The organism is Nostoc edaphicum CCNP1411 (assembly GCF_014023275.1).
Classification (GTDB): domain Bacteria; phylum Cyanobacteriota; class Cyanobacteriia; order Cyanobacteriales; family Nostocaceae; genus Nostoc; species Nostoc edaphicum_A.
Genome location: NZ_CP054697.1, coordinates 89,963 through 106,202 on the forward strand (window position 1 = coordinate 89,963; position 16,240 = coordinate 106,202).

Here is a 16,240-nt window from a genome sequence, read left to right on the forward strand (position 1 = left end):
GTCTAATGAAGTTAGGCGATCGCAGCTTCAGCGACAGCCGCAACTTTGCTAAACTGATTTACTGGACGAGGTAAACCAAGATTTTCCCGGAGGGTTCGTGCTTCATACTCTGTACGAAACAGACCGCGACGTTGCAATTCAGGAATTACCAAGTCTACAAACTCATCTAATCCTCCGGGCAACCAAGGTGGCATGATATTAAAGCCATCTGCCCCGCCATTGACAAACCAATCTTCTAACTGATCGGCAATTTGTTCAGGTGTGCCTAGAATCTGGCGATGCCCACGCGCTCCAGCAATCCATAAATACAGTTGTCGAATCGTTAAATTCTCTCTGCGAGCCAGGTCAGTCAAAAGTTGCTGACGGCTTTTACCGCCGTTAGTTTCTGGTAAATCCGGCAACGGCCCATCCAACGGATAGCCGGATAAGTCAAATCCACCGATCATTGAACCAAGCAAATTTAAGCCGACCACCGGATCGATCAACTCTTGAATCTGATCGAATCTATCCTTAGCTTCTTGCTCAGTTTTGCCGATGACTGGAAATACACCAGGCATGATCTTGAGATGGTCAGGTGAGCGCCCATATTGAGCCAGTCTCCCCTTCACATCTTGATAAAAAGCCTGAGCTTCTGCCAAGGTCTGCTGGGCAGTGAAAATTACCTCCGCCGTTTGTGCAGCCAGATCCTTACCATCCTCGGAAGACCCAGCTTGAATGATCACCGGATAACCCTGGATGGGACGCGCCACATTTAGCGGGCCGCGTACTGAAAAATGTTCGCCTTTGTGGTTGGGAACGTGCAGTTTATTTGGATCGAAGTAAATACCCGACTCCTTATTATGTAAGAAGGCATCGTCCTCCCAACTATCCCAGAGTTTCGTGACAACATCCACAAACTCTTTGGCACGCTCATAACGTAGGGTATGCTCCATGTGTTTTTCCCGATTGAAGTTTAACGCTTCAGCTTCAGTCGCGGAAGTCACGAGATTCCAACCGGCACGACCGCCGCTGAGATAATCTAGTGATGCAAACTTGCGGGCGAGGTGATAAGGCTCGTTGTAGGTGGTGGATACTGTTGCTGTCAAACCAATGTTTTCCGTTACTACAGACAGAGCCGACAACAGGGTGAGAGGTTCAAAGTGGACAAGTTTACCGTTACGGCTTAAAAGGTCGGCGCTTTGATTGCGATCGCGCACAGCCACGCCGTCTGCAAAAAAGATCATGTCAAATTTGCCGCGTTCCGCCGTTTGTGCCAGCCTTTTATAATGCTGAAAGTTCAAACCAGCGTCAACTTCCGCTTCGGGGTGTCGCCATGATGCTACGTGATGGCCAGTGCTGGGCAAAAATGCACCTAATCTAAGTTGAGGTTTTTTTATAGTCATGCTTTTTTCTGTTTGGTAAGAAGTGTTTTTAAACGCAGAGGCACGCAAAGTAAGTGCAGAGGAACGCAGAGTTTTGCCGAATTTATGCAATGTTGTACTAAGGTGTTATGAGTTATACACGCTAGTTTTTTTAATTTTGAATTGCTTACACTGGCTGGGGTTTGAGTAAATCTGTTTTGGTAACAAATTCACTAAATGTACTTGCAACTTGCTGTGGTAATGCGATGCCTGCGTCGAGCGTAGCCAACGCTGGTGTTTGCATCGGTAAGCGAGGAAACAGTAATTCTGCGACTCGATAAGCTTCTTCGAGATGAGGATACCCTGAGAAAACGAAGGTATCAATTCCTAAATCGGCATATTCCAGCATTCGCGCTGCAACTGTGTCTGGATCTCCAACTAAGGCAGTCCCAGCACCTCCACGCACTAAGCCAACACCTGCCCATAAGTTGGGGCTAATTTCTAAGTTTTTGCGTTCGCGTAGCGTGCCGGAGGCAACCTTACCTTTATGCAGTTGGGCCATACGGCGTTGTCCTTCTGATTCAGATTGAGCAAACCGCTGATGTGCAGTTGCTATGGTTTCATCATCGACATACTGAATCAGTTCGTTAGCTGCATCCCAAGCTTGCTGCGTAGTTTCGCGGACTATAACGTGCATCCGAATTCCAAAACGTACCGTTCTACCTTGTTCGGCTGCTAATTGGCGTACCTTGGCAATCTTTTGGGCAACTTGCTCTGGTGGTTCACCCCAAGTTAAATACACATCAATGTGTTTGGCAGCAACTTGGAGCGCCGCATCTGAAGAACCACCAAAATATAAGGTGGGATAAGGCTTTTGTATGGGAGGAAATTGGAGTTTTGCGCCTTGAACTTGCAAGTGGCGACCACTATAGGTTACTTCTTCACCTTGCATGAGCGATCGCCAAATTGTCAAAAACTCATCTGTGAGTTCATAACGCTGATCGTGATCTAAGAAAATCCCATCTTTTGCAAGTTCTTTTGTGTCGCCGCCAGTGACAACATTCAGAATAATTCGACCGTTAGAAATCTGATCAAAAGTAGCAGCCATTCTCACTGCCAAAGAAGGCGACATAATTGCCGGACGAAAGGCTACAAGAAACCGCAAGCGTTCTGTAACTGAAATTAAGGAAGTCGCGACAATCCAAGTATCTTGTTTTTGTCCAGTACCAATCAACATCCCACCATAGCCCAATTTATCAACAGCTTGAGCGATTTGCTGCATGTAGGGATAAGTGGCTGCTCGTCTCCCAATTGTAGTACCTAAATAACGCTCATCTCCTTGTGTCGGCAAATACCAAAAAACTTCCATGTTCCTATCTCCTGTCTCTATTTCTGACTGATGGTTTCTGGTGTGATGGCTGCATATTGTTCGCTAGTCAGCATCGCTTCCTTAATACTGATGGGTTTAGGAATCACTTTTTCTTTGGCAAACAAATCTGCAATCTTCTGTTGATTTTCCATGATTTCTGGGGTAATTGGCCTTAACCCATAAGTTCGCCTTTCAACCATTGTTTTTAAAATGTCTTCATCAATTTTGAGGTGAGGAATAGGTATCCGCTCAATAAATCGGGGTAGTAGAAAAAATAACAAAGTAGAGAGATGCACATAGGGTCGTAGAATATATGACATGGCGCAAAAGCAATCTCCAGAAAAACAAGTAGAGGCATTGTTGCAAACCATCGACCCCTCAAAGTTTGCAGACGAATCCTTGCGCCAGACATTAACTGTTCTGCTAAACGTCATAGAGCAGCAACAATCAGAGATAAAAGAATTACGTGAAGAAAACCAAAAACTACGGGACGAAAACAATCGTCTGAAAGGCGAACAGGGGAAACCAGAAATCAAGAGCAATCAGTCGAAAGGGTTCAAGAGCAATCATTCATCCGAAAAAGAACGACACACTCCAAAAAAACATACGAAAAGTAGCAAAAATCAGAGCATAAAAGTAGACAGGACATGCATTCTGGATTATCCGGCGAGTGAGCTACCGCCTGATGCACAGTTCAAAGGCTATGAAGAGGTAATCATTCAAGATATTTCACTGTTAACTGATAACGTATTATTCCGGAAAGAAAAATATTACTCGCCTAGTGTTGGAAAAACGTATTTAGCATCTTTGCCACCTGGTTACGATGGAGAATTTGGTCCGGGAATAAAAGCTCTAGTAATTAGCTTATATTACGGCGGTAATATGACCCAAGGTAAGTTGCTAGAGTTTTTAGAGAATATTGGGATCTCAATGTCGGCTGGCTATTTATCAAATCTACTCATCAAAAACTTAGGCGATTTTGAAGCTGAATATAATCAAGTTTATACATCTGGGTTAGAAAGTAGCTCGTGGCAGCATATAGACCAAACAAGTGCCCGTGTTAAAGGAGTAAATCAGACCACGAATGTAATTTGTAACCCCTGGTACACAGTCTACTCAACTACAGCTAAGAAAGACCGACTAAGCGTAATTGGGGTCTTGCAAAATAGACAAGAGCTTGAATATGTTCTAAATGGGCTGACTTACGAGTTGCTTACAAGTTTTAATGTCCCAACTAAATGGCACAATCAAATGAAATTGTTGCCGCAAGAAACAGTTTTGACTGAATTAGAGTTTAATTCATTGCTGGATACGTATTTAAGCAAGCTAGGTTCTCAATACCGGACTCGTGTTTTGGAAGCTGCTGCAATTTCGTTCTATCATCAGCAATCTCAAATACCAGTGGTAGAATTTCTGGTCTGCGATGATGCACCCCAATTCAAATTAATTACAGATAATTTGGCTTTATGTTGGGTACATGAAGCCAGACATTATAAAAAAATTAAGTCCATTTGTTGGTTTTTGTCAACAAACATTAGACAAATTTTTAGGGGGAATTTTGGGATTACTACCGAGAATTAGTCGCTTACAGAAATTCCCCCTTCCCCAAAAAACCAAACAGGAATTAAAGACTAAATTCTGTCAGCTATTCGGTACTGAAACTGGATATAAACAATTAGATGAGCGAAAAAAAATTAACGGCAGCTAAAGAGTCTGAACTACTGCTGGTCTTAGAGTATCCAAACTTACCTTTACATAATAATCCGGCGGAATTAGCTGCTAGGACTATGGTGCAGCGACGAAAAAATTAGTTACGCCACTCAAACGAGTGAGGGTACTAAGGCATGGGACATTTTTATGTCTCTTGTTGCCACTACTCGTAAATTGGGAATCAGCTTCTTTGAATATATACATGACCGGATTTCTCTCTCTGATAAAATCCCCGAATTGGACACTATTATTCGCTCAAAATTTTCTATTAATCCTCAACCTTTATAGTCAAGCGTTTGCATTCAAATAGAATCCCTGCGTTAGAACAATCTAGTTAACTCTCAATAAATTGGATGTTAGCAAGTCTTTTTACTTTTATTCGCTACCCCGACTTATTGAGCCGATACAGGAATAGTCAGTTTTACAACTTCTGCTCGGTTTTTTTCACTCCATTGGCCTGTGTTATCTATCTCCTCAAGAACTAATCGCACTAATTTCGGATTTTCTGTGGCAAACTTTCGCGCCGCCATATAATATCCGCCCTGAGTAGAAATGCCACTAGCATCTCGCAAAACACGAGCATTGGCTTTCTTTTGGGCCACAGCTAAATAAGGGTCCCAAGTTACCCAGGCATCAATTTTTCCTTGAATAAAAGCATCACGGGCTTCTGAAGGAGGGAGGCTAATGGCTTGAATATCACTATATTTCAAACCACCCTCTTCTAAAGCTTTTATTAATAAGTAATGTGAAGCAGAACCCTTTTGAAAAACTACTTTTTTGCCTTTGAGGTCGGCTAAAGTCCGAATTGGTGAATTATTTTGGACGATAATTCCGCTTCCTTTACCAGTACTAGGTTTATTACTAGCAACATAGACTAAAGATGTACCAGCCGCTTGGGCAAATATTGGGGGAGTTTCGCCGACAGAACCAATATCAACCCTACCAACATTCATCGCTTCCATCAATTGTGGTCCAGCGGCAAATTGCGCCCATTCCACAGAAACACCTAAAGGCTTTAGACGTTTTTCGATCAATCCTTTAAGTCTGAAAATATCCCCAGAACTTTGATATCCCATTCGCACAACTTTGGTTTTCAACTCAGTGGTTTGATTTTCTGAGTTTGGGGTTTGTACTGAGCAACTGATTAAGGTTGTTGAGATTGTTAATAATCCAGGTAATAGGAATAGTGAAAAACGTTGGAAAATCTGAACTCGTGGTTGTTTTAAGGCGGTAATCATGGATGTGATACTTTGTTGTTATTTGGTTTTGACTATTTGGTTAATACTTGCCGATTTTCAATCCTATAGGCGCACATGTGTGCGCCTCTAGCGTTGTATTGCTTTTACAGCTACTTTCAGGTAAATGACCATAGGGGCACAGCAATGCTCATTGGTGTCAACTTAAGCTAGAAATGGCTTCTCGCTTGGCTTGAGTACCCGTCGGAAACTGAAGTTACCGCCTAATAGCTGAAGTCTACTGAAGTAGACTCAAGATTTTTGGGGATATTTAGTCATCTTTAGATGACTTCGGCTATGAGCCAGGAATTTCAATTCCTGGTGGACGTGCAGTTTCACGTTAAGTTGACACCAATGAGCAATGCTCTGCTCTGATGACAGATGTGGTTCAAATACATGAAAACTGCTGTAACTCAAAGATTTAGACTTTTTGAAGCTGAAGGTTTTTTTGGAACAATTCTTGAACGTTTTTCCAAGCATCGGCAGCAGCTTCGGCATTGTAGCTGGCGCGATGGTTGCAGAAAAAGCCATGTCCTGCTCCCGAATAGCGGAAGATTGCATGAGTAATCTGATTTTTCTTCAGTTCAGCCTCAATTTGTTCTGTATGTTCTAAGGGGATTCCCTGATCATCAAGACCAAAGAAGGCGTAGATGGGGCCTTTAATCTCTGAAGTGCGGGTGATGGTTGGTTCTCCACCGCCGGGAGTTGAGTTAGGAATACCGCCACCATAGAAAGAAGCTGTAACTTTAATGTCTGGTAAAGTGGCAGCTAGGTAAACAACGTGACCACCAAAGCAGAAACCAATGGAGCCGATCGCATCTCCTTGCACATTTGGTAAGGTTTTTAAGTAAGCGATCGCAGCTTTAATATCACTCAGTATTTCATCGGCTGTTGTTTGCTCCTTATAACCTCTCCCTTGCTGCACATCTTCAGGGGTGTATCCACCCTCAAAACCGGGGGCGGTGCGTTGAAATAACGTCGGTGCGATCGCTACATACCCGTCTTTAGCAAATTTCTCAGCAACTTCCCGAATGTGAATGTTAACCCCAAAAATTTCCTGAATCACGATCACAGCTGGGAAGGTTCCCTTTTGGACTGGTTCAGCTAAGTAAGCATCAATTTGCAAATCTCCGTTAGGGACTTTAACTTGAGCGGTGCGAATTTCTGTGTTTGTCATCTTAGAATTAGCCTGTAATTGCTTTCAGGACGCAATGTTTTATGGTAATTTTTGTACTATACTACTTAAAATATATCGATTTAACGTAGTTTAAGAGTAGTATTTCACAAACAATGCGTAAAGGCAAGTCATTTGATTTAGATGTAGATGGATATAAGACCGTGCCAAGAATCCGATGCTGAATTAGTCAGTGCGCTATGGGATGAGGTGTAGGCTGTTGACTTTGTGGGTTTTTAAGTGATATTATTCACACAATAATGATGTCGCCTTTTCTAAAGGGAGTAAACCGTGAAAAAGCCAAACAAGAAGGTAAACGTCTTGTAGTCGAAAACTTATTACAACTTCGTTTTGGTTCATTAGATAAAGAACTTCAAGCAATTATTGAACCAGTATTAGCATTACTCCCTGAAGAATTTACTCCATTGCTCATGCAATTGTCACGGGAGGAATTGATTGCTAAATTTGGCAGACACTGAATAATTTTTCCGGTTAGACCTAAAACTAAAGTTTTGATACATCTTTGGGCAAGCTTGAACTGCCTTCTCTTGTAAATTGGTTTATAGCGATCGCCACCGTCAATCTAACCAGGACTACGGCTAAAGCTCGTAGTTCAAATAGTGTATACTTTTCAAATTTCAAGAAAATTTCTTACTTAATATAGTTCTGTTTAGCCATAGATTTAGAGTATTTTCAAATAATTAAGGCTATAATTACCTGTATAAATTTTTATTTTATTTAAATAAAATAAAATACCTGAAATACTATTAGTAAAAAATAAATTACTTAATGGGATTATAAAACAGAACATAAGGTACATAGAAAATATGTATATAATTTATCCTGCTTAATTATCTAATAATTTATATTCTAAAAATCTCAAAAAAATACTTGATCTCACATATTATTAGCTATACTAATATTTAGATAGACTAACATTAGCCAAAGAATTATAGTGTTTATCGTCTGAGTGAGTTACATCTGGTTGCAGTGAGGGGCTAGAGGCGAAGGTGTACCTCATACAATTAAGGACTGCTATAACAGGTATTTCTAAAAATACAGGATGCATCAGAGGAGTTGCTTGTTTTATCTGAAATGCTAGTGCATCAATTGCTGTTTTTTGTAATTTTTCTGCAATCAATCGCAATAAATTTTGTCTACTACCATCTATAAAAACGAGTGGAGACTAGGAAGTGGTAAGTAGCAAAAATAAATAGGAGATAGAGAGAAAATAATACTCCTAACTCCTCAGTTTTGGCTGTTTTGTATTTATTTTTAGCACGAGGAAAAGCATGAAAAATACTCAAGTCGCAATTAACGAACTACTTAGTGAAACACCTTGCAAATCTAACCAGAAAAAATTTACTGGTCAGAAAAAACTCACTTGCACAAAACCACCACAACCAGGTGCAACCCAAGGAAATTGCCCTTTTGATGGAGCGATGGTTTCTGTCGGAGCTATTACTGATGCTGTTCATTTAGTACATGGTGCTGTTTCTTGTACTCACAATCCTTGGGCAACTCATGGCAGCCTATCATCAGGCTCACAATTATACCAAACTGCTTTTACTACTGATTTTAGTGAAGGTAATATCGTTTTTGGTGGAGAAAAGAAACTGTACAAAGCGATTGTGGCTGTTGCTCAACGCTATCATCCTGCCGCTATTTTTGTTTATGCTACTTGTCTGTCTGCTTTGATTGGTGATGATATTGATAGTGTTTGCCAACTTGCAAGACAACAAGTTAATATCCCAGTTATCTATGTAAATGCGCCTGGATTTCTTGGTAGTAAAAATTTAGGGAATCGCATCGGTAATGAAACTTTATTGAATGCTGTCATTGGTACAGCCGAACCTGAATTTACTACACCATTCGATATTAATATTGTTGGTGACTATAATGTTGCAGGTGAAACGTGGAATATCTTACCATTATTCCAAAAAATGGGGATTCGCGTTCTTTCTAAAATTACAGGTGATGCTCGTTATCAAGAAGTTTGCTATGCTCATCGCGCCAAATTAAATGTAGTACTTTGCTCAAATGTAGCTATACAGATGGCGCAAACTATGGCGGAACGCTATGGAATTCCTTATATTGAAGAATCGTTTTATGGTGCGACCAACTTAAACGATTGCTTGCGGAATGTTGCGGCAAAATTAAGCATATCCTTGGAAGATAGTGTTATTGCCTGTGAACTGCAAGAACGTACAGAAAAGTTAATTGCCCAAGAAAATGCTGCTCTAGATATTGCTTTAGCTCCTTACCTTGCTGATTTAAAAGGTAAGCGAATTATTCTTTCTACTGGTGGTGTGAAAAGTTGGTCGCTTATTTTAGCAGCCCAAGACTTGGGAATGGAGGTTATTGCAGCTACAGATGGCAAAACAACAGAAGAGGAGAAAGCTAAAATTAAACAATATCTTGGTGCAGATGCAATGCTTTTGTCTGACACAACTCCCCAGGCTTTATTAAAGGTATTACACCAAACAAAAGCTGATGTATTGATTACTGGGGCTGGCAATAAATATACAGCACTCAAAACGGGAATCCCTTTTTTAGACATTAACCATGAACGTCACCATGCTTACGCTAGTTATGCAGGTTTGGTGGTACTAGCACGCGAACTACATGAAGCCTTGTATAGTCCTATATGGGAGCAAGTTAGCAAACCTGCCCCTTGGGATGAAAAAATCAGCTATCAGCTATAAGTCAATACGGTTTAGTTAAGGCTTAACTCTTTGTCAAATTCAATTTTTTAACGAACCGCATTCGCGTAGCGTCTCGTCAGAGAAGAACGCAAAGGAGGAGGAGGAAGAAATACTTAACTTAACTTAACTTAACTTAACTTAACTTAACTTAACTGTATTGAGCTATAAATGCAACTTTCTTCTGCCAGGTTGATGTAATTGATCGTCTTCCACTACACTTTTAAGGTGTGGTGGAAGATGCTTGTTGTCCAAATATCTGCTTTGTTGCACAAAGAGAAGCGACTTGTTTACCGAGCAATCCAACGGCTTACTGCTGGCAATTGTGCAGAGAACCAGAACGCACCTAAAATAATCAGACTACCACAGACAATCAAGGCATTAGTCGCACCAAAATTATCTGCCAAAGTCCCAGCTAACAAATTTCCAAAGGGCATTGTACCCACCATTGCTAGGGCGTAAAAACTCATTACTCGTCCACGCTTATCCTCGGTAACTAAGGTTTGAATAATCATATTACTACTGGTAATGTTGAGGATAGAAAAGCAGCCTACAAATACCAGAATAATTATAGATAGCCAAACTTGACGCGAGAGTGAAAAGAATATCAAACTCATCCCAATCAAAACTTGAGCGACTACAATCAAACGCTCTAAGCCTACGATTCCTCGTCTGACACTTAGATACAAACAAGCAAACAACGAGCCAATCGGTGCTGAAGTGCTGAGGTTAGCCATTGTTGTTGCGTTCCCATTGAGAATCTTTGCTGCAAAAACAGGCATCAGCGCGACATGAGACATCCCGACGAAACCATGTAACGCTAGCATTAATAAAATTACTCTAATCGGCTGGAATTTCCAGACATATTCAAAGCCCTCCCGCAATTTCTCCAAAGTATCGCTAATGCCCGTAAGGGGTTGCATCTGTCTGGCTGGCAACCGCATCGCTAGCAAGGTAAATATGGCAGGAATATAGCTAAGGGTATCGTAAAGAAAACAATATTTTACCCCTAGTGTCGCAATCAAAATCCCGCCCATAGCAGGCCCCACGACGAGAGAGGAACTTAACATTACTGAATTCAAAGCGATCGCATTACCCCAATCGGCGCGATCGTCTACAGTTTCGGTGACGATTGTATGGCGCACGGGCATATCTAATCCCTTGAGCAAACCATTGAAAGCACTTAGTACCAAGAGGATAGGAAAGGTAATCCAATTGGTAAAGGTGAGAATCGTTAAAGCCAGAGAAACGCTAATTCCCAATATCTGTACCACAATTAACAAGTCACGACGACTCCAGCGATCGGACAATATGCCCGAAAAGGGAATCAGTAATAACGTAGGTAAAAATTGTACAAACCCTGCAACTCCCAACAACCAAGGCGATTGAGTCAAATCGTATACCAGCCAAGGAATAGTTAACTGCTGGGTCATAAATGTTCCAGACATTGATAGTAACTGTCCCCCGAAAAACAGGCGAAAATTACGCCAGCGCAAGGCGGGTAAATGGTGGTACGTGATATTACTGATGCTTTTCCCTAGTTGTCTATGCCAAATTTTCATGAGGAAAATTTTATCATGGTTTACTAATAATTAGGTTAGCTAAGAATTGTCAAATAATCGCGTAGTTTACTACCCAGGCATCGCTGATCTGTCTGAGCCAAGGCTTTTGCACATTGACATCGAATCACTATAGAAGAGGATTGGTCTGTAAAAACGTAGGAAATTACTATTTAGCAACTGCATACTACGTTAAATCTATCGGAATAGTGTATGATAATTTCAGTTATACTCCCAGCATTGGAATATTGCTAGCAGAGTATCGGCAAAATTCCCAAGGAAATAGGCGAGTGTGAACACCTCCTGATAAATCAAACTCTGGAGAATCCTAATGGGCTACAAACATATAGAAGTTAAACAGGTAGCTGGTTTCATCGGTGCAGAAATCGGTAGCGTAGACCTTTCCCGTCCTCTGAATGATGATCAAGTCCAAGAAATTCGCAAAGCGCTATTGAAGTGGAAAGTTGTGTTCTTTCGTGGTCAGAACATCGATCATGCTGCCCAGGTCGAGTTTACATCTCGTTTTGGCGAAGTGACTTTCGCCCATCCCTTGGGAGAGCCTGAACCAGTTCTGGGATTCCCCCAGATCAAACCCGTAGACCGTAAGCTTTATGAGCAGCAGTATGGTTTTCGCACTGGCGGTCCTTGGCACACAGATGTAACGGCGGCGATCAACCCACCAGCAGCGTCAATTTTACGCGCAGTTAATGTCCCTAGTTTCGGTGGTGATACCCAGTGGAGTAATCTTGTGGCAGCTTATGAGGGACTCTCAGCACCCCTGCGATCGCTAGCTGATACATTAAAAGCGGAACATCGCTTTAATGGAGGCGGTTATCAACCCCGCAACAACAAATTCGACGATCGCATTGCTGTCAATCCCCTGATTTCTATTCACCCAGTCGTCAGAGTTCATCCTGAGACTGGTGAGCGTGCCTTGTTCGTAAACCCTGGCTTCGTCTCTCGCATTGTTGATGTATCACCAGAAGAGAGCAGACTGTTGCTAGAGTTGTTCTTTAACCAAGTCACCAAACCTGCCTACACCACCCGTTTCCGTTGGAACAACGGTGATATCGCTTTCTGGGACAACCGCGCCACCGTACATTTGGCTCCTCAAGATTTGGATCATTTGGATGTCGAACGTCTCCTCTATCGCACCACCATCACAGGCGATGTTCCAGTAGGGGTTGATGGTTCCCGTTCAGAAGTGGTTCAAGGTGAAGCTTTCAGCTCTGAAGTACCAAGCGTCTTCAAGCAGAAAGCTGAGTCTAAGGAAGCACAACCAGTCCTTTCGTAAAGCTGAGTTATAAGTCATGAGTGCTGAGTAAATTAAAAAGTACTCAGTACTTATGAACGCAGATATGAACCCCTTGTAGAGGAACGAGGGTGATTTTGCATGACTGATGTATAGCCCTAAATCTAAATCTAAGGCAATACCTTCGCCAAAATAAGAGGATGAAGAGAGAGGGCCGATGTAGTAGAGTTATTGTCTCTCACAACGACAACTCAAAAACCACAATCAGCCCATGTCCGATATCTTATCACTGCTACAATGCTTGCTACCGCAGATAAACGCTACGACGATGCGGCAATTGAACCAGATAATCCTGGCAATGTTAGCAATGAGCGGGCGAGTCACTATGTTGGGAATATCACGTTGGACAGGCAGTGGTGGTAGTTATCGAACGATGTTGAGATTTTTTCATACGGTAATACCTTGGGCGACATTGTTTTGGGTATTCTTTCGCAAGCATTTATTTCGTGCGAATGAGGCATATTTGCTAGCAGGAGATGAAGTTGTAATAAGTAAATCAGGGAAACAAACTTATGGGTTGGATAGATTTTTTTCTAGCTTGGCTAGCAAACCCATATTAGGGCTATCTTTTTTTACATTATCATTAGTCAGTGTTGAGCAAAGGCACTCGTTTCCGATTCAGATAGAACAGGTGATAAAGAGCGATATAGAAAAAAGTAGCCCCTCACCAACCAAAGAAATAAAACCGCAAGAAAAACGTGGGCGTGGACGACCGAAGGGGAGTAAAAACAAGAATAAAACCCAGGTAATTCTCACACCTGAATTACTGCGAATTCAGAAAATGATTAAGTCGCTGTTTAGGTTATTAGCTAAATTTATTCCCCTTACTTACTTAGTCTTAGATGGACATTTTGGTAACAATAATGCTTTACAGATGGCTCGCCAAGTTAACTTGCACATAATTTCAAAACTTCGCTACGATTCAGCATTATATATACCTTATCAACACTCTGACCCCAATAAGCGCTCACTTCGTAAATACGGAGATAAAATTAACTACGATAACATACCTAATCAGTATTTATGTAAAATTACCATTGATGAGGATATTCAAACTGATAAGCTCTTCCACATTTAACTTGCCACAACAGCATTACCTTTATGTTTGACTCGGCGTGTCCATTTAATAATTAATTCGCCTTGATTAAGCAGTCGGTCTAATAAATTTTGGCTCTCCTAGACTAGTTATAGAAAATTAATACTTGATATCAGGTTCAATTCTTACATGGTAGGGGATTCAAGAATCAAAAAGCATATTTTTATTAAATCTTTGATTCTATTTTAGCGAAACCTAGTTATATCAGGTATTTTAGGGGGTTTTTAGTATTAATTTATCAAACGAAGTCTAGGAGAGCCTAAATTTTTTAATTGCTCAACTGATTGAAATAACCGATGAGCAATATATTCCTTAGCTGAATGCCACACTAGCTCGATTAGATTATAATCAGGGCTATAAGGTGGCAGAAAATACAGTTGAATATTTGGCATATTCTGCTCTACTTCGACCAACATTGTTTTCTTTTTGTGATAGCTAGCATTATCTAAAACAATTAAGATTTTTGGTCCTTTATCAATAAAATCTTCAGTCTTGTTACCTAAGTCTACCCATTCTTGAAAAACCTGTTCATATAGCTGTTGTAATGAGGAGTAGAAGATATCACTGTTTCCTTTTTCTACAAAATAACAAATCCTTTTTCGGTCATGAAATCTTACTGCGCCCATTATATTCACTTTGCCACTGCTGCGTTGTCCTCTAACTTTTTTTCTTTGGCCTTTTCGGCTCCAATTTTTCCGGCGGATTACTCTTAAGCTAAAACCTGATTCATCCCAGAACCAGACTTGAAGCTTTTCTGGCTCTGCTTTTGACACTTCCAGATATCCAACTAACTTCTCTTTAAATGCTGCTCTTTTAGATAGGTCTTGCTTGTCTTTTGAGTTTCTCTTGTTGCTATTTTATGCGACTTAAATGTGGAACAGCTTATTTATCAAGCGACTTTACTTCATAAAGAATTTGCCCAAGCTCTGAATGTAGTTATTCTTGTCAAAACCAATCTTAAAACTCATGCTTGCAGCCATGTGATTCTATTTTCTAGCGACCTAAAATTGACATCTGAGAAAATAATTGACTACTACAAGCTGCGCTTTCAGATCGAATTCAATTTCCGAGATGCCAAGCAATTTTGGGGATTGGAAGATTTTATGAACTTAAGTCAAACTGCTGTAACTAATGCTGTTAATCTAGCATTCTTTATGGTCAACTTATCCCATCATCTTCTCACGGATTTTCGTCTCCTTAATCCCGACTCTGGCATTCTTGACCTTAAGGCTCACTATCGTGGTTTTCGATATGTCCGTGAAATTTTAAAAATGCTTCCCGAAATGCCTGAGCCTATTTTATTAACCCAGATTTTTGCCAAGCTTACTTCTTTAGGGCGTATTCATCCCGTTTCTACAGGCATTGAACCCTCGTAAATTGGCTAAGGTATTGCTATTGCCAGAAGTTGACTATCTAGTTGTAGCCACACCTCTGACACCGGAAACCAAAGCCTTAATTGATGAAACAGTACTCCGATCGCTACCCAGTCATGCTTATTTAATTAATGTGGGTCGAGGTGCGGTTGTGGATGAATCAGCTTTAACTAAGGCTCTCACTGAAGGCTAGATTGCAGGTGCAGGATTAGACACAGTTTCTATTGAACCCTTACCGCCAGAAAGTCATTTATGGTCTTTACCAAACTTGTTTATTACACCCCATACTTCCGCAATTTCCCCAGCATTGAAAGAACGCATTGCCGCCTTGTTTCTCGATAATTTAGAGCGTTACCGAGCCGGTCAGCCTTTAAGAAATTTAGTCAATAAGCAAGCAGGATACTAAATAAGCTCCTGACTTTTTGTCAAAATGAGCAACAGAGATATTTTTACAGTTAGGAAAGTTTCAACCCTCTACCTGCTCTATTTCTACACCTATTCCTTGGTCTAGTTCTATGAACTTTGGCCCGGCGATCAGAACTACAATCATCATTAAAATACTTGTTACCATGATGATACTTACTACACTGGGATCTTCAAAATTACTTGTAGCTACTAATAATGCTGCGGCAAAATTGCGTTGAGCTGTTCCTACTCCTAGCACTCGTTGGGTATCGATACCAGGGCCGCCCAAAAGATAACCTGCGGTAAAGGAGAAGACTATGAAAATAGCACAAACTAAAATTGCACCTGTTTGTAATAAGCCAATGATATCGTTAGTGTGAACTATCAGCCTGACAACCAAACCTAAAAGCAATCCAGCATTAGATAATTTGAACAAAATCGGTCGGATAATGGGGGCGATCGCACTCAATTTTGCTTTGATGAATAACCCAACGATCAATGGGCTAACCATCATTAACAATAAGGGTTTGGCAATGTCCCAGGAGTTAATTTGCACACCTTCCACCACTAGGGGCAGTACAATCGGCATATAAAAAATTGTGCCCAGCATTAGCAACATCATTAATCCCACCGAGAAAGCTATATTGCCTTTGACTATGTGGGCAAGTTTAGGCAATGCTGGAGGCCCTGATGCTACTGCCATGATCAGTAAGCCATCTCTTAGTGGTTCACTTAAATGTACTACTTGTAGTAATAAATATACAAAAAGCGGCACTAGGACAAAATTTGTCAGCAGTGATGAGATAACTAAGCGAGGGTTGCGAAGTGGTTCCCAAATCTGTTGTACGGTTAGACTTAACCCTGCACCCAGCATGGTGAACACGATAAATGTGAAAAGTGCGAGTTTATCGATTAGTGACAAGATTTCGTTCATGATTTTTTTCCATGCAGAGTTGCAGAGGGGC

14 protein-coding genes and 4 pseudogenes are annotated in these 16,240 nt (G+C 41.1%); 9 read left to right on the forward strand and 9 right to left on the reverse strand.

Annotation, left to right across the window (positions count from 1 at the left end):
* Nucleotides 1–11 precede the first annotated feature (11 nt).
* From HUN01_RS01980 to HUN01_RS01990, 3 genes are all read right to left on the reverse strand, one after another.
* Nucleotides 12–1,382, reverse strand: a complete 1,371-nt coding sequence (locus HUN01_RS01980; RefSeq protein WP_181927430.1) for an LLM class flavin-dependent oxidoreductase — start codon at nucleotides 1,380–1,382, stop codon at nucleotides 12–14.
* Nucleotides 1,383–1,527: 145 nt separating this feature from the next.
* Entirely contained in the window at nucleotides 1,528–2,709 is a 1,182-nt protein-coding gene (ssuD, locus tag HUN01_RS01985) for an FMNH2-dependent alkanesulfonate monooxygenase (RefSeq protein WP_181927431.1), read from the reverse strand.
* 17 nt (nucleotides 2,710–2,726) lie between these two features.
* Entirely contained in the window at nucleotides 2,727–3,029 is a 303-nt protein-coding gene (locus HUN01_RS01990; RefSeq protein ID WP_238845447.1) for a hypothetical protein, read from the reverse strand.
* Here HUN01_RS01990 and HUN01_RS35145 point away from each other — a divergent pair.
* From HUN01_RS35145 to HUN01_RS02005, 3 genes are all read left to right on the forward strand, one after another.
* The gene (locus HUN01_RS35145; RefSeq protein WP_238845449.1) at nucleotides 3,028–4,290 is read left to right on the forward strand and encodes a hypothetical protein; all 1,263 of its coding nucleotides are present in this window, start codon (nucleotides 3,028–3,030) and stop codon (nucleotides 4,288–4,290) included. The genes HUN01_RS01990 and HUN01_RS35145 overlap by 2 nt on opposite strands.
* Before the next feature lie 98 nt (nucleotides 4,291–4,388).
* Nucleotides 4,389–4,520: a hypothetical protein gene (locus HUN01_RS35925; RefSeq protein WP_257797973.1), complete on the forward strand. Its 132-nt coding sequence runs from the start codon at nucleotides 4,389–4,391 to the stop codon at nucleotides 4,518–4,520.
* 46 nt (nucleotides 4,521–4,566) lie between these two features.
* A complete protein-coding gene (locus tag HUN01_RS02005) occupies nucleotides 4,567–4,707 on the forward strand; it encodes a hypothetical protein (protein WP_181927386.1) in 141 nt (46 codons plus the stop codon).
* 104 nt (nucleotides 4,708–4,811) lie between these two features.
* Here HUN01_RS02005 and HUN01_RS02010 read toward each other — a convergent pair whose 3' ends face one another.
* Both HUN01_RS02010 and HUN01_RS02015 read right to left on the reverse strand, forming a co-directional pair.
* Nucleotides 4,812–5,657 (reverse strand): aliphatic sulfonate ABC transporter substrate-binding protein, encoded by an 846-nt coding sequence (locus HUN01_RS02010; protein WP_420832734.1) that lies wholly within the window; start codon nucleotides 5,655–5,657, stop codon nucleotides 4,812–4,814.
* 418 nt (nucleotides 5,658–6,075) lie between these two features.
* Nucleotides 6,076–6,831 (reverse strand): dienelactone hydrolase family protein, encoded by a 756-nt coding sequence (locus HUN01_RS02015; protein WP_181927432.1) that lies wholly within the window; start codon nucleotides 6,829–6,831, stop codon nucleotides 6,076–6,078.
* A 257-nt stretch (nucleotides 6,832–7,088) separates the two neighbouring features.
* Between HUN01_RS02015 and HUN01_RS02020 the strand changes: the two genes are divergently transcribed.
* Nucleotides 7,089–7,307 (forward strand): hypothetical protein, encoded by a 219-nt coding sequence (locus HUN01_RS02020; protein WP_181927433.1) that lies wholly within the window; start codon nucleotides 7,089–7,091, stop codon nucleotides 7,305–7,307.
* A 25-nt stretch (nucleotides 7,308–7,332) separates the two neighbouring features.
* On the opposite strand, the gene HUN01_RS02025 is transcribed toward HUN01_RS02020, so the two are convergent.
* The gene (locus tag HUN01_RS02025; protein WP_181927434.1) at nucleotides 7,333–7,470 is read right to left on the reverse strand and encodes a hypothetical protein; all 138 of its coding nucleotides are present in this window, start codon (nucleotides 7,468–7,470) and stop codon (nucleotides 7,333–7,335) included.
* A gap of 650 nt (nucleotides 7,471–8,120) precedes the next feature.
* On the opposite strand from HUN01_RS02025, the gene nifE reads away from it, so the two are divergent.
* A complete protein-coding gene (gene nifE, locus HUN01_RS02030) occupies nucleotides 8,121–9,533 on the forward strand; it encodes a nitrogenase iron-molybdenum cofactor biosynthesis protein NifE (RefSeq protein ID WP_181927435.1) in 1,413 nt (470 codons plus the stop codon).
* Between the two features lie 287 nt (nucleotides 9,534–9,820).
* Here nifE and HUN01_RS02035 read toward each other — a convergent pair whose 3' ends face one another.
* Nucleotides 9,821–11,092, reverse strand: coding sequence for an MFS transporter (locus HUN01_RS02035; RefSeq protein ID WP_181927436.1), 1,272 nt, complete (start codon nucleotides 11,090–11,092; stop codon nucleotides 9,821–9,823).
* A 328-nt stretch (nucleotides 11,093–11,420) separates the two neighbouring features.
* Here HUN01_RS02035 and HUN01_RS02040 point away from each other — a divergent pair, with 328 nt between their 5' ends.
* The gene (locus HUN01_RS02040) at nucleotides 11,421–12,383 is read left to right on the forward strand and encodes a TauD/TfdA dioxygenase family protein (RefSeq protein WP_181927437.1); all 963 of its coding nucleotides are present in this window, start codon (nucleotides 11,421–11,423) and stop codon (nucleotides 12,381–12,383) included.
* A gap of 229 nt (nucleotides 12,384–12,612) precedes the next feature.
* Nucleotides 12,613–13,461, forward strand: a pseudogene (locus tag HUN01_RS02045) (transposase); the annotation flags it as partial.
* 296 nt (nucleotides 13,462–13,757) lie between these two features.
* Here the strand turns inward: HUN01_RS02045 and HUN01_RS02050 are convergent.
* A pseudogene (locus HUN01_RS02050) lies at nucleotides 13,758–14,345 on the reverse strand (IS630 family transposase); the annotation flags it as partial.
* A gap of 15 nt (nucleotides 14,346–14,360) precedes the next feature.
* On the opposite strand from HUN01_RS02050, the pseudogene HUN01_RS02055 reads away from it, so the two are divergent.
* A pseudogene (locus tag HUN01_RS02055) lies at nucleotides 14,361–14,873 on the forward strand (transposase); the annotation flags it as partial.
* Nucleotides 14,874–14,889: 16 nt separating this feature from the next.
* Nucleotides 14,890–15,276: pseudogene (locus tag HUN01_RS02060) on the forward strand (NAD(P)-dependent oxidoreductase); the annotation flags it as partial.
* A gap of 60 nt (nucleotides 15,277–15,336) precedes the next feature.
* Here HUN01_RS02060 and HUN01_RS02065 read toward each other — a convergent pair.
* The gene (locus HUN01_RS02065) at nucleotides 15,337–16,209 is read right to left on the reverse strand and encodes a bile acid:sodium symporter family protein (protein WP_181927438.1); all 873 of its coding nucleotides are present in this window, start codon (nucleotides 16,207–16,209) and stop codon (nucleotides 15,337–15,339) included.
* Nucleotides 16,210–16,240 lie beyond the last annotated feature (31 nt).

What these genes read in the sequence shown, in the direction of transcription:
- HUN01_RS01980 (WP_181927430.1), bottom strand. Translation starts at nt 1,382, where the DNA reads ATGACTATAAAAAAACCTCAACTTAGATTAGGTGCATTTTTGCCCAGC.
- ssuD (WP_181927431.1), bottom strand. Translation starts at nt 2,709, where the DNA reads ATGGAAGTTTTTTGGTATTTGCCGACACAAGGAGATGAGCGTTATTTA.
- HUN01_RS35145 (WP_238845449.1), top strand. Translation starts at nt 3,028, where the DNA reads ATGGCGCAAAAGCAATCTCCAGAAAAACAAGTAGAGGCATTGTTGCAA.
- HUN01_RS01990 (WP_238845447.1), bottom strand. Translation starts at nt 3,029, where the DNA reads ATGTCATATATTCTACGACCCTATGTGCATCTCTCTACTTTGTTATTT.
- HUN01_RS35925 (WP_257797973.1), top strand. Translation starts at nt 4,389, where the DNA reads ATGAGCGAAAAAAAATTAACGGCAGCTAAAGAGTCTGAACTACTGCTG.
- HUN01_RS02005 (WP_181927386.1), top strand. Translation starts at nt 4,567, where the DNA reads ATGTCTCTTGTTGCCACTACTCGTAAATTGGGAATCAGCTTCTTTGAA.
- HUN01_RS02010 (WP_420832734.1), bottom strand. Translation starts at nt 5,657, where the DNA reads ATGATTACCGCCTTAAAACAACCACGAGTTCAGATTTTCCAACGTTTT.
- HUN01_RS02015 (WP_181927432.1), bottom strand. Translation starts at nt 6,831, where the DNA reads ATGACAAACACAGAAATTCGCACCGCTCAAGTTAAAGTCCCTAACGGA.
- HUN01_RS02020 (WP_181927433.1), top strand. Translation starts at nt 7,089, where the DNA reads ATGATGTCGCCTTTTCTAAAGGGAGTAAACCGTGAAAAAGCCAAACAA.
- nifE (WP_181927435.1), top strand. Translation starts at nt 8,121, where the DNA reads ATGAAAAATACTCAAGTCGCAATTAACGAACTACTTAGTGAAACACCT.
- HUN01_RS02035 (WP_181927436.1), bottom strand. Translation starts at nt 11,092, where the DNA reads ATGAAAATTTGGCATAGACAACTAGGGAAAAGCATCAGTAATATCACG.
- HUN01_RS02040 (WP_181927437.1), top strand. Translation starts at nt 11,421, where the DNA reads ATGGGCTACAAACATATAGAAGTTAAACAGGTAGCTGGTTTCATCGGT.
- HUN01_RS02065 (WP_181927438.1), bottom strand. Translation starts at nt 16,209, where the DNA reads ATGAACGAAATCTTGTCACTAATCGATAAACTCGCACTTTTCACATTT.